Source organism: Arthrobacter sp. K410C, assembly GCF_059090105.1.
The window spans coordinates 165,324-177,498 of sequence record NZ_JBNHFJ010000007.1; the positions used below are offsets into that span (position 1 = coordinate 165,324).

Sequence of the window (12,175 nt, forward strand, 5' to 3'; positions counted from 1 at the left end):
GTCCCGCCTTCTGCGCGCTTCATCATTCCTTCACCTGCCCCGGCGCGACTTCCCGCAGATGATCGGTCACGAACACCTGGTCGAGGTCAGGCATCTTTTCCAGCTTGCCGTTTTCCATCATCCAGTTAGCGATCTTTTCCATGCTTTCCCGGGCCGCAGCGTCATAGTGCACGTTGTAATCAAACTTTGCGTCCTCGAGGAAGGACGTCACGGTCGCTTTTTCGGACTTCGTCCACTTCGCGCCGATTTCAGCTGCCCTTTCCGGGTTCGCCTTGATAAAGTCGTTTGCTTCAATCAGGGCGGCCAGTGCCTTCTTCACACCGTCGGGGTTGGCATCCACCCACTCTTTGTTCATCTGCAGCAGGATGCGCGTGGTGTACACCTCTTCCGTGCCCGGCTCAAGGACGTGGGCATTGCCCAGGGAGTTAAGCGCGCGGGTCACAACGGGCTCTACGTTCAGGAAACCGTCGATGTCACCGCGTGCCATAACAGCAACCTGCTCGGCAGCATCAACATTCACGAATTCCACTTCTTCCCTGGGGATGTTGAAATGGTTCAGATACTCCTGGAAGGAGTATTCGAAGGCGGAACCGCCAATCAGCCCAATTTTCTTTCCACGCAGGTCTTCTGGTTTCTGGATGGAATCGTCGACCACAATGCGCTGATCCTCAGCGGTAGCCACTACTGCAGGTACCACCAGGCCGGCCCCCTGGCCAAGGAGCCCGAGGAGCGGAAACTCCACTGAACCTGCAGTTTGGGCTTCGCCGGCCAGGACAGCTTCGGTTCCCAGGAACCCGACGTCGAAAACCCGCACGGTGGATTCGATGCCGTGCTTGTCGAAGATGCCCTCATCCTCGGCCACGAAGACGTTGAGCCAGGACAGGTTTCCCGCCCCGGTGAAAGTCATGGGGACTTTTGCGCCCTGGCCTTGCTGCTGGGTGTCTCCCGCGCAGCCTGTGGTGACGAACGCAAATGCGAGACACAGAAGTCCAATGAGTCCGGAACGTCCGGAATTAAGAACTTTCACGATGTTCCTTCTTTCTTGAGGGGTGGTGAGACTGCGCTGGACGTGAATTCCTGGCCGCTGATGCTGTCATCCAGGATGGTGTCCAGGTGCACCGGCCTTCCGCCGGCTTCGATGGAGGCCTCTGCTGCCTCCATTACTGCTGTGGCTTCCAAGGGATAGGTATAGGGAAGAGGCGCCTTACCTTCGGCGGCCCCGCGCAGGAACCTGGCGAGCGTCTCCACCATCCCTGCTTCTTTTTGTGCCTCACCTACATCGGCCTCGAGGTATCCCTTCGAGCCGTAGAGCACCACGTGCCGCGTGGCTGCTGATCCTTGCAGGGCATTCACGACGAGCATGCGTCCGTCGTCGTAGGTCACGACGATCACCCGCGCCTGCGATGTGTGTTGGGCCTGGACTGATACGGCACCCGGGCCCAGTATCGCCTGCCCGGTCTCGACCATATGGGTTGTATAAAAGTAGGGATTATCCAGGTATGGGCCGCTGGCAATACAGGTCTTGATGTCCCCGAGATTGGGAGCCTGTGCCATCAGATTCAGGATGGCGGGCGACCACTTCCAGGGTGAAGATGAAAAGACAACAGAGCCACTCTTCTCGGCCAGGCTGAGGAGTTCCTTTGCCTCCTGGGAGCTTTCCGTGAAGGGCTTGTCCACGAACACAGGCATCCCGGCTTCCACAAAGGGGCGGGCCAACGCTGCATGGTCCCTGCCGTGCCACGTGCAAATCAGAACCCCATCAACTCTTCCGAGCAGCTCTTCCGGAGTCTTGGCGACGTGTTGCACGCCCGTTTGGCCGGCCCATTTCCTCACTGTCGCGCTGTCCTGGCCCCACCACGAGGTGACCTTGGCGTCGTGGAAAGCGCTGTCGGCCAGAATATCGTCGGCTGAGGGCAGGGCTGGATCCCAAGCCCCCGGACAACGGAATTGCGGCGCTGGCATGCCGCCGACTGCCGCCGAATGGTCCACGTTGGCTTTCGGAAAAGCCGGCCCTGGGCGCGCGTTGAGAATAGATGCGTACTCCAGAGCGTGGAGCAGATCGCTTCCGATCATTCCTAGCTGCACTGCGACCCCCTTTGGTCACGGCCGTACTTTTCCGCGGGTTGCACTCCCTCGTCCGCGTCATTAGTCAGACTAACTTCTGCTGAAGTTGGTCGTCAAGACCTTCTTTTAGTCAGACAAAGTCTTCCGAAATAGTCCTGCCTGCGGTACGGTTGTCGCATCTTCTCACTGGCGGAAAAGCCGAAAGGCGGAGGCTATGGCAGCCAACGATGAACCGGTACGCGTAGCGCTCGTCGGCGCAGGCGACATTGCTGAAGTGGCACATCTGCCAGCCTGGGCAGCCGCAAATGATGCCCGGGTGGATGTGCTGGTAGACCCCAACCAGGAGCGCGCTCAACGGATAGCCGCCACGTTTGGGATTCCCAACTGCGCATTGGACCTCGAGGAAGTTCTCGGATCGGGCGAAGTTGATGCTGTGGACATTTGCACGCCACCGCATTTGCACGCCCCCATGGTCCTCAGCGCTCTAGGTGCAGGTCTCCACGTGCTGGTCGAGAAACCAATGGCGACGAACCTGGACGATGCAGAAGCCATTGCGCGGGCGGCAGAGGCCAGTGGCAAAACGGTGATGGTGGCGGAGAACTGGCTGTTCTCGAGCGCCCGCCGTCGGGCTGAAGAAATTATCCGCAAGCATGCCCTCGGGCAGCCGTTCCTGATAAAGGCCAGGCACGAAAGTTCACTTTACGTGTCGTCGGAAGGCGGGGCTCCTGCCTGGACATTTTCGCCCGACACCGCCGGAGGTGGATACCTGATGCAGGCCGGAATCCATACGGTGGCACTGGCTGAAGCCATGGTTGGGCCCTTTGAGGAAGTTTCGGCCTACACGAGTACTGAGGACATAGCGCCCGACGGCGCTTTGGAAAGTACGGCGGTGGTCAGCGCGCTGTTCAAATCCGGCACGCTGGGCTCGCTCGTTTTCACCGCACGTTCCAGGCATCTGGGACCTCGGCGTCTTGGCCTGGAACTGTTCTTCGACAACGGTTCGCTGGAGCTGGACGTCTGGTCCGGCCGCGTCAGCTACGCAGTCGAGGGGAGGCAGACAACCGTTGAGGATGGCAACAGTTCAATGGGCTTCACGGAGGAAATGAGCCACTTTGTCCAGTGCATAAGAACTGGAACCGAGCCGGAGGCAAGCCCGGCCAGGTTGCTCAGCAGCCTGAAGACCATACTCGCCGCCTACCAGTCCGCGGCGTCGGGCAGATCCATGCGCCCCTCGGACATGACCTCAGCTCGCCTTGGAAGGAAAGACAGGAACGACAATGGCGCCTAACCATCAGCCCCAGTCGCTCCTCGAAGGATACCTGGCAGGCGAACAACTCGCCCGCGGACGGCGTGCCCAGGCCCAGGTAGAGCCAACCAAGCTCGAGCGGATGCGGCTCCGCTGCTGGTTGAGCGGGACAGGTACCCCTGCGGTGGTCGACGGCCGCTACGGCCCCTCGACCGTTCTTGCCATCGGCGACGACGTTGTCATGGTTGATACCGGCAACGGCTGCGTCTACCAGTTGTTCCGGCTCGGCTGGCGCCCGGAGGATGTGACCCATGTGCTCATCACCCACAACCACCTTGACCACAATGCCGACTTGGGCTTTCTCATCATGGCGCCCTGGATCCACGGAACCCAAAAGAAGGTGCCCACCGTCATCGGTCCCCCCGGCACACTTGAATACGTCAATCGGATCTTCGCCGCTCACGACTACGACATCCGGGCCAGGCTCCCGCACGGCTACGACCCTGAAAAGCTCAGCGTTCCCGTCGTCGAGGTCCAGGACGGTCTCATCCTGGGCTTTCCTGGATGGCAGGTGTCTGCTGTGGAGGTGGAACATTCCCCTGTGGAGGACGCCTTCGGATACGTGTTCCGCACTGCCGCCCATTCCCTTGCGATATCCGGTGACACCCGGCCGTCCCGCAAGCTGATTGCAGCCGCCCGCGGTGCCGATGTGCTGATCCATGAGGCACTCTTTCCGGGTTACGGCATCCCGGAGTACCACACGTCGGTCCATGACGTGGGAGGCGTGGCTGCCGCCGCGGACGTATCCCTTCTCGCACTGACTCACCTCATCCCCGGCAACCTGCCCGAAGAAAAATGGCGTGAAATTGTCCAGGAGAGTTTCCACGGCGACCTCATTGTCGGAACTGATCTGCTGCAAGTCTGCGACCTGTCCTAACCTCTGGGTGCGCGGGTCGGGGTGCTGGAAGCCTCCAGCACGAAGTCGTGCACCCAGGTCCGAAGAGTAGTGGGCTGCACTCCGTAGCTAGCGGGCAGGTCCCCCATCTCGAGTCTTGAATCGTAGGTCTCCAGCAGTGCAAGGAAGCCGCTGAGCAAGTCCGGCATACCCGCGATCGGCTGTCCCGGAGCAACTGTTTGCACCGGAATTTGCCGTCCCAGTTCGAGCTCGAATGCAGTGACCACATCCCGCCAGGAGACTGGCTCCGGACCGCCGACAAGAAGCAGTTGGCGATCCCACTCCGGATGCTCAATCACGGCAAGCACGTACCGTGCCACGTCCCGCATTGCCACCAGGGAGTGCACGCGCCTTCCCTCCCCCACGAGAGTGACCGGCTGCCCTGCGAGAGCCGGCCCACCAACCACTATGACCGGCAATTTATCCATAAAGAGGTTGGGTTGGATTATCGTCCAGGACATCCCGCTGCCGCGAAGCAGTTGCTCCGTCTCGCCTTTGGCAGCCATGAAGGGATTGGGGCTGTCCGGGCTGGCGCCGAGGTTCGAAACAAAGACGTAGCGGCGGACGCCCGCATTCACGGCGGCACCGACCAGATTCCGATTGCCGGCGCGATCCACCGAATCCACGTTGTCTTCGCCGCCACGTGCGGAGGAGTTGGCTGTGGTCACCACTGTGTCGACGCCGGCACACGCCTCTGCAAGTGACGCGGGATCTTTAAGGTCACCGAAGACAGGCTGGGCGCCCGCTGTAACGAGAGTTTCGTACGCCGACCCTTCACGCACCAAAATGCGTACCGCAAACCCTTCATTGATCAACGTCTGAGCGATAAGACCACCGAGCTGGCCGGTAGCCCCCACGACAAGAATCATGATGTTTCCTTTGTTCGGGGTTCTGAATCGCTGCCCAGCACCCGGTTCACTGCTGCATTGACGTCGCCGCTGACATCCTCCACCGGCTCCAGGTAGAACCGGGCCGTGGAAATCACTCCCTCTGTGACGCCGAAGATGACCACTCCCCGCATCAAGAACGCGGCTCCGTCGGTCCGTGTCCCGGACATCTCCCACTCGGTCCACAGGTCGTCGCCGCTACCCGCCGTGCTCTGCACTCGTGCATGAATGTCCGGGACCCGCAAAAAGATCTCTGTCCAGTTCCGGCGCACTTGATCTCGTCCCCGGAAGCCCCGCTGGGGGTGGGCGGGTGTCTCATTCAGATAGTTTTCGGCAAAGCACGCCACGAGATCATCCAACTTGTGGGCGTTCACCGCGCTGAGCAACCGTTGCACTAATTCTCCGGCAGCATCTGCTTTGCCCATCATTCCAACTCCCCGAATGATTCTGATACAGTCATCTGTATCTGATACTCAAGCATGGAACGAATATTGGGAAACGTCAAGAGTAAGCGCCGCTACGACTCCAGCGGACGATTAGAGCAGGCACGGCGGAACAGGGATGCCATCCTCGAGGCCGCCGAGCGGCAGTTTGGTGAGCGCGGGTACGCGGGCGCAACGCTAGCAGCCATTGCCTCCGAGGCAGGTGTTTCGGTGGAGACTGTCTACAAGGCGTTCGGCGGGAAGGCGGGGCTGGTCCGCGCCCTCTACGAGCGTGGGCTTGCTGGGGCCGGACCCGTCCCTGCATACGCTCGATCTGACGAGATGCGGGAACGTGAGAGCGACCCGACGACGGTCATGCGGAACTGGGGGGCCCTGACTGCCGAGGTGGCTTCCCTGGTCACCCCGATCCGACTTTTGATGCGTTCTGCCGCCGTTAGCGATCAGGAGATGGCAAGCCTGCTCGAAGACATCGAGAGCGAGCGCCTCAAACGGATGCGCCACCACGCCCGGTACCTTAAAGACCGCGGTTACCTCCGCGAGGGCGTCTCCCTGGGTGAGGCGACCGACATACTCTGGGTCTGCAGCTCGGCTGAACTCTACGAACTGCTCGTGTTGAAGCGGGGCTGGTCACTGCCAAGGTTCGCCCAGTACGTCACCCAATTTATGATCGTCTCCCTGCTCCCCGAGGGGCACCCATGAGAGCTGTGGAGGTTTCTCGGAAAGAGCGTTGACCTCGAACTTAGTAAGAGCTCGAGTATCGTTTTTTCTACCCATGAGTAGATTTGTGGTCTTAATTTCATGGAGGAGCCGCCGTCGTGCCTGAAGCCGCCCGCCGCAAGCGCCGGGCCGCATCACCAGGCGTACCCTGATGCCATGGAACCCGAGGTCCGTTCCCTGTACCTGCGCACCGGCGTCACGGTGCCGTGCCTGATCCAGGGTGGCGCGGACTCAAAGCCGCTGCTCCTGCTGCACGCGTGGGGCGAATCCCGCCGCTGCTTCGACCGCCTGCTGCCAGGGCTGGACGGCTTCCGGGTCTATGCGCCGGACCTCCGCGGCCAGGGCGAGGCGGACAAACCGGAGGACGGCTACTCGCTGGCGGAGCAGGCCGATGACGCGGCGGCGATCCTCGATGCCGTCGGTGCGGAAACGGCGTTCGTCCTCGGGTCCTCCAGCGGCGGCTACGTTGCCCAGCAGCTGGCTGCGGCGCATCCTGGGCGGGTGGCCGCGCTGGTCCTGGTGGGGTCGCCGCTGAGCCTGCAGGGCCGGCCGGCCTTCGCCGACGAGGTGGACCTACTGGCCGACCCCATCGACGAGGACTGGGTCCGGGGGTCGCTCGCCTGGTTCACGCTGCACCAGCCCGTTCCCGGCTGGTACCTGGAGGACCGGGTGCGCGACGGCGTCCGGATGCCTGCCCACGCGTGGAAAAAGATCCTGGCCGGGCTGACGTCCGCCGCCCCGCCCACCGAAGCGGGCGCCGTCCGGGCGTCAACGCTGATCATCTACGGCGGCAGGGATGACCTGCTGCCGCTGCAGGACCAGGAGATTCTCGCCTCCCGGATTCCGGGCGGCGTGCTGAAGGTCTATCCTGACGCCGGGCACCTGGTCCTGTGGGAGCACCCGGAGAGGGTGGCCGCGGACGCTTCGGCGTTCCTGCACTCACTCGCCTGAACCGGCCCTACTCCCCCTTGCGCCGCACCATCTCCCCGATCCATGCCGGCGCGAACGGCGACGTACAGCCCGGCGGCGTCGGGTAGTCCTTGAGCACCTCCAGGCGCTCCCCGCTGGCGATCGCCCTCTCCCGGTGCTCCGCGTGCTCGATTCCGATCTGCGCCAGGCACGTGTTCATCGCCCACTGCAGCCGGTCCGGCGCGTCCTTCATCTCCGCCTCGATGGTGTCCAGCAGGCCCGGCAGTTCCAGGCCCTCGGGCTTCTTCACCACCCGGTCCGACGTCAGCGCCCAGCCCCCGCTGGCCACCACCGGGTCCGGGTCGGCCAGCCACGCGACGCGCAGTTCCTCGGCGTGCGGGCTCTTCTTCACCACATAGTTCACGAGCCAGTCGTGCACCTTGGGGGCGCGCGCCTCCCGCAGCATGGCGTCCAGTTCGTCACGTCCGAACGCCTTGGGTTTGCAGATGAGCAGTGCCAACAGCCGCGCCGCGGTGTCACCGGTTTCCCACAGCCGGACCGCGAGGTCCTGCTGCGTTTTCAGCCGCTTGGCCACCGCGCGCAACTGGCTGAGGTTCACGCCATGGTCGTCGCCGTGCCTCTCGTTCACCGCGCGCATCTTCGCGTCTTCGAGCCCGGCCAGTTCGGCCAGCACGTCGTCCAGCTGCGACGCCGCCGTCGTCGTTTCCGCCACGTCTGCCTCCCCGTCCATTACCGTTTGGATTCAGCGTACGACGGCGGCGCCTGGCTTGAGGGCCCGGCCTGCGGGGGCAGGAAAGATCCCGCAGGATTGGCTCAAGGATCATCCGTTCAATACCGCGGGCAAATAGCATCGCGTCTAGCTGCACGACAAGTTGGGGGAAACGGTGACAGCCATGGCATTGGGAATGACCCGGGGTGGAACCGCGCTGCGGTACGGCGCTGTCTCGGTCCTGCTCATCTCGGTCCAGCTGGTCAGCCTGTGGTTCCATTCAAGCGGGATCTACCAAGGCCAAGCGAATGTCCCGCTCCGGCGTTTTCCCGAAGACGTGGACTTTTTCTTCATTCTGACCTTCGCCCCTACTGTCGTCGGGCTTAAGTACTTCGCCTTTGACGTGGCCGTCAGAGCATTCACCAAGAACTACCGCACGGCTTTACTGACGTTCTGTTTCATTGCCGGGTACGCGGCAGCGCTGGCCTACGACGCTCTGTGCCTGTTTGCTGCGTCCAAACCCATCGCAGATTCGGGCTTCGCTATTCTCGGTGTACTGCTGCATAGTCCGCTGATCCTCCTCGGAGCCGGAGGGATCATCGTAGCCGTTGTCCTCCTTAAGGACCGCCCGCCGCAGAACGAAGCCACATCCGCCCCCGGCGAGTGACTCGAACTGCTGGCCGGCCCGGGCATTGAGGCCACTGACCAGGGCGGGCGGCACAAATTTGCCCGCCCCGTTGACACTGTTCCGGGCCGGGCGTGCAATTAACATGGCTCCGGCACCAGCAGAAGCCAACCATCGAACGAAGCGGCCCCCGCTTCCGTGAGGCCGCCCAAAAATTGGAGGTCCACAATGGGACAGGCACGCGAAATCATGGATCGCCTCACCAGGGCGATGAACGAAAAAGACAGGGAAACGCTGGCCAGCTGCTACGCGGCCAACGCGGTGGCCTACACCCCTGACCAGGGGGAACTGCGCGGCCGTGACGCCATCACCGGTTACCTCTTCGAGTTCTGGGCAGCGATGCCGGACGTCCGATACGAAAGTGTTGACAGCTACGATGCCGGGGACGTGGCCATCGACGAGGGCACCGTTATCGGAACAAACACCGGCCCGCTGAACCTGCCCTCCGGCGAAACGCTCCCCGCAACGGGCAAGCAGATCAGGGTACGGAGCTGCGACATCGCCAAGGTGGAAGCGGGCGAGATCACCTCCCACCACTTCTACTTCGATCAGATGGAGTTCCTGGGGCAACTGGGACTGCTCCGCGAGCTGACGTCGCACTGAGGGGCTGGCCCCGCCGTCGAACATAAACAAGCCGTGGATACCTCCCACAGTAGAGGTACCCGCGGCTTCCGCATGTGCGGGCTGTTCACCCTGCCGTTGGGACAGTTCCCGCTGAAGCTCTTTATCGAAGCCACCCCTGCTGTCCCAGCTCCTCGCAACCATTCCCGCTTCCGGACAGGAGTTTCCTTGATGGTGCTGTCACCGGGCCTCCTCGGACTGGTCGGTGTTCGGGTCCTGGTCCGTAGGCGGCGGCGTCTTTCGTCCCGGGCGCAGCGCGCCGACATAGACACCCGTCAGGACCAGTAGGCCACCGAGCACAAGAGTCATGGTGACCGGTTCGTCGTCGAGCCATGCGGAGAGCAGGACGGTTACGAACGGGATGATGACGAACCCGTACGCGGCCCGCGTGGCCGGCCAGGACTGGAGGACCACGAGGTAGAGCAGGAACACCACAACCGATCCGATGACCACCAGGTAGCCGATCGCCACCCACGTCTCAATGCGCTCCGGGATCACCAGCGGATCGCCCGCAGCCATTGACGCGACGAGCAGGACAACTGCTCCTGATGTCATGCCCACTGCATTCATGGTCACCGGGTGCACCTTCGGGAACATGCGCACGAGCACCAGCGCCTGTGCGAAGCAGACTCCACCCCCCACGACGGAAAGAACGGAAGTCATCGGCACTTCATGCTGCAGAGGATCACGTGACATCAAGGTGACCCCTGCGAGCGCGAGCAGGGTGCCCATAACGGCCGCCGTCCGGACGCGCTCCTGTCGCCAGAGGACGGCGAGCAGCAGGGTGGCGAGCGGAACAAGCGCGAGCAAGGTCTGAGCGAGGCCAGCATGCACGCGGACCAGGCCGTAGTAGATCAGGGCGAACGATACGCCGAAGTTGAACAAGCCGTACAACGCAGAACCGGCCAGCGCCCGCCCACGGGGGAGCGCGAGCCTCAGCGCCACCATGATCGCCAGGAGTATCGCCGCGGCAAGCGCGAACCGCAGGCCGGCCCCCCACAGTGGCGCGAGCTCACGGTTGCTGAAGCGAATGCCAACGGCGTTTCCGCCGGCGAGCACAGCCTGCGCCAGAAACGCAGCGAGGGCCGCCCGTTCCCCGTCCTTGGTCATGCGCTGAAGACTACGCCGCTACCAGGACCAGGCGTAGGCCCACATCAAGAGGCAGTGCTCTCGCATCAAGCCGGCCATGAAGTTTCAATGTACGACGGCGGCACTGGGCTTCCGGACCTTCGCGGACTTTGGACTCATATCCGGGCTCACTTCATCCAACAGGCGACCCGCCCCTGATGAGCCCCGCCACGTGCCGCGGGAACTGGGCCAGGTCCTCCCCCGCCTCCCGATACCACTGCGTCACGACCGCCGGGGGCTGACCCAGGGTCATCGCGTTGCTGAACGACTCGAGCCACGACCCGGACTGTGCCAGGTGTTCGCTGATCACGGCCATGTGGTTCGCCATGGATTCCGGTTCGGCATGAACCTGAAGGCAGGTGATCCGCCGGCCAGGTTCATCGGCGAAGAACTGGAACACGAGCATCCTGGGCTCACGGCTTTCCACGAGGCGGGCCACCTCGCGGCAAGCCTCCAGAGCTTCATCGAGATGCCCGGCGCGCACGGTATAAGTGCTCAAGTAGACAAACGGCTGGGACATGATGGCCTCCTGAACCAAGTGACCCGCACCATGCGGATCACCTTCAGGATCCCGCCGGCGCGCCACGCAAACATCGGCAGGTCCCGCCAACTTCAGCATCCGCCACTGGGTAGTTATGCCCAGTCCAACGATGCATAGTAGTGATCAGGAGGTTGACGTGGCCGACGACGCAAATCACCTCGCGCGGGCCCGTGCGTTCCACGCGGCGTTCGCGTGGCGGCAGGCATGCGACGAGTTCCGCGCCGCCGGCGGGCTCGCGGGCCTTGAGGTCGATGACGTCGAGTGCTTCGCCGAGTGCGCCCAAATCGCAGGCCTGCGCGACGAGGCGATTGCCGCACTGGTGCATGCCTTCGAAGTGCGGGCCGCGAACGGCCAGGTGCGTCCCGCGCTCGCCTCCGCTTTCTGGCTGTGGGAGGCCTACAACCTCAACGGCGAGTTCGCGCAGGCTAACGGCTGGATGGCACGGGCACGCGAGCTCGGCCCGGGCGACGCCGGCGAAGAGCCCGGGTGGCTGCTCATCACCACGGCGTACGGCCGGATCGCCGCGGGTGCCTATGACGAGGCCGTGATGCTCCTCGCCCGCGCCCGCGAGAGGGCTTCGAAGGTGCACGACGGCGACCAGCTCGCCTTCTCCACGCTCCTCACCGGCCGTGCCCTGGTCCAGTCGGGCCGCCTCGCAGACGGGCTGGACTGGCTCGACGATGCGATGCTCCGCGTACTGGCGGGCGAGACGACGCCACGAGTCACGAGCCTGCTGTTCTGCGCAGCGATCGGCACCTGCCAGATAGAGGCCCGCGATGTCTCGCGGGTCAGGGAATGGAGCGCTGCCCTCGGGCAGTGGCTGGATACGGTACCTCCGTTCGGCGGGCCCTTCTACGGCAACTGCCTGACCTACCGCGCCGTCCACCTCCGCCTCGCAGGCCAGTGGGCGGCTGCCCTCGCCCAATTGAAGGAGGCGTGCCGGAGCCTGGCCGAGGGAGCAGGCATTCGCCTGATTGGCCATGCACGCTACGAGCTCGGTGAATCGCTTCGGCTTTTGGGTGACTTCCCGGGGGCAGAGGCAGCCTATCGGGCGGCGGCATTCGCCGGAGGCCCCACGCAACCAGGGCTCGCCCTGCTCAGGCTTTCCCTTGGTGACGTGCCCGCGGCGGCGGCAGGGATCCGGCGTTCCCTCGGCGAGTCCGTTGGGCCGAGTGCTCGCGTTGAGCTGCTCCCTGCGGCAGTGACCGTCCTCCTCGCGGCAGAGGCTGCGGGGGAAGCCGCGGCCGCC

Annotated in this window: 13 protein-coding genes; 6 read left to right on the plus strand and 7 right to left on the minus strand. The window is 63.4% G+C overall.

Annotated elements, in window-relative coordinates; all coding sequences use genetic code 11:
- Positions 1-22: 22 nt before the first annotated feature.
- Both AC5RU7_RS12435 and AC5RU7_RS12440 read right to left on the minus strand, forming a co-directional pair.
- Positions 23-907, minus strand: a complete 885-nt coding sequence (locus AC5RU7_RS12435) for an ABC transporter substrate-binding protein (RefSeq protein ID WP_494052478.1) — start codon at positions 905-907, stop codon at positions 23-25.
- A gap of 116 nt (positions 908-1,023) precedes the next feature.
- A complete protein-coding gene (locus tag AC5RU7_RS12440; protein WP_494052479.1) occupies positions 1,024-2,085 on the minus strand; it encodes a Gfo/Idh/MocA family protein in 1,062 nt (353 codons plus the stop codon).
- A gap of 193 nt (positions 2,086-2,278) precedes the next feature.
- On the opposite strand from AC5RU7_RS12440, the gene AC5RU7_RS12445 reads away from it, so the two are divergent.
- Together AC5RU7_RS12445 and AC5RU7_RS12450 are read left to right on the plus strand one after the other, a co-directional pair.
- Positions 2,279-3,352, plus strand: a complete 1,074-nt coding sequence (locus tag AC5RU7_RS12445) for a Gfo/Idh/MocA family protein (protein WP_494052480.1) — start codon at positions 2,279-2,281, stop codon at positions 3,350-3,352.
- Complete coding sequence (locus AC5RU7_RS12450; RefSeq protein ID WP_494052481.1) at positions 3,342-4,247, plus strand: MBL fold metallo-hydrolase; 906 nt, start codon at positions 3,342-3,344, stop codon at positions 4,245-4,247. The genes AC5RU7_RS12445 and AC5RU7_RS12450 overlap by 11 nt, the downstream gene beginning before the upstream one ends.
- Here the strand turns inward: AC5RU7_RS12450 and AC5RU7_RS12455 are convergent.
- Together AC5RU7_RS12455 and AC5RU7_RS12460 are read right to left on the minus strand one after the other, a co-directional pair.
- Positions 4,244-5,134, minus strand: coding sequence for an SDR family oxidoreductase (locus AC5RU7_RS12455; RefSeq protein ID WP_494052482.1), 891 nt, complete (start codon positions 5,132-5,134; stop codon positions 4,244-4,246). The genes AC5RU7_RS12450 and AC5RU7_RS12455 overlap by 4 nt on opposite strands.
- Positions 5,131-5,580, minus strand: coding sequence for a nuclear transport factor 2 family protein (locus AC5RU7_RS12460; protein WP_494052483.1), 450 nt, complete (start codon positions 5,578-5,580; stop codon positions 5,131-5,133). The genes AC5RU7_RS12455 and AC5RU7_RS12460 overlap by 4 nt, the downstream gene beginning before the upstream one ends.
- A gap of 63 nt (positions 5,581-5,643) precedes the next feature.
- Here AC5RU7_RS12460 and AC5RU7_RS12465 point away from each other — a divergent pair, with 63 nt between their 5' ends.
- Both AC5RU7_RS12465 and AC5RU7_RS12470 read left to right on the plus strand, forming a co-directional pair.
- The gene (locus tag AC5RU7_RS12465) at positions 5,644-6,294 is read left to right on the plus strand and encodes a TetR/AcrR family transcriptional regulator (RefSeq protein WP_494052484.1); all 651 of its coding nucleotides are present in this window, start codon (positions 5,644-5,646) and stop codon (positions 6,292-6,294) included.
- Between the two features lie 174 nt (positions 6,295-6,468).
- Entirely contained in the window at positions 6,469-7,263 is a 795-nt protein-coding gene (locus AC5RU7_RS12470; protein WP_494052485.1) for an alpha/beta fold hydrolase, read from the plus strand.
- Between the two features lie 7 nt (positions 7,264-7,270).
- Here AC5RU7_RS12470 and AC5RU7_RS12475 read toward each other — a convergent pair whose 3' ends face one another.
- Positions 7,271-7,954: a DNA alkylation repair protein gene (locus AC5RU7_RS12475; RefSeq protein WP_494052486.1), complete on the minus strand. Its 684-nt coding sequence runs from the start codon at positions 7,952-7,954 to the stop codon at positions 7,271-7,273.
- Positions 7,955-8,135: 181 nt separating this feature from the next.
- Here AC5RU7_RS12475 and AC5RU7_RS12480 point away from each other — a divergent pair, with 181 nt between their 5' ends.
- Positions 8,136-8,618, plus strand: a complete 483-nt coding sequence (locus tag AC5RU7_RS12480; RefSeq protein WP_494052487.1) for a hypothetical protein — start codon at positions 8,136-8,138, stop codon at positions 8,616-8,618.
- Positions 8,619-8,804: 186 nt separating this feature from the next.
- Complete coding sequence (locus AC5RU7_RS12485; protein ID WP_494052488.1) at positions 8,805-9,239, plus strand: ester cyclase; 435 nt, start codon at positions 8,805-8,807, stop codon at positions 9,237-9,239.
- Positions 9,240-9,437: 198 nt separating this feature from the next.
- On the opposite strand, the gene AC5RU7_RS12490 is transcribed toward AC5RU7_RS12485, so the two are convergent.
- Together AC5RU7_RS12490 and AC5RU7_RS12495 are read right to left on the minus strand one after the other, a co-directional pair.
- Complete coding sequence (locus AC5RU7_RS12490) at positions 9,438-10,367, minus strand: DMT family transporter (RefSeq protein ID WP_494052489.1); 930 nt, start codon at positions 10,365-10,367, stop codon at positions 9,438-9,440.
- 151 nt (positions 10,368-10,518) lie between these two features.
- Positions 10,519-10,905, minus strand: coding sequence for a hypothetical protein (locus AC5RU7_RS12495; RefSeq protein ID WP_494052490.1), 387 nt, complete (start codon positions 10,903-10,905; stop codon positions 10,519-10,521).
- Positions 10,906-12,175: the final 1,270 nt, after the last annotated feature.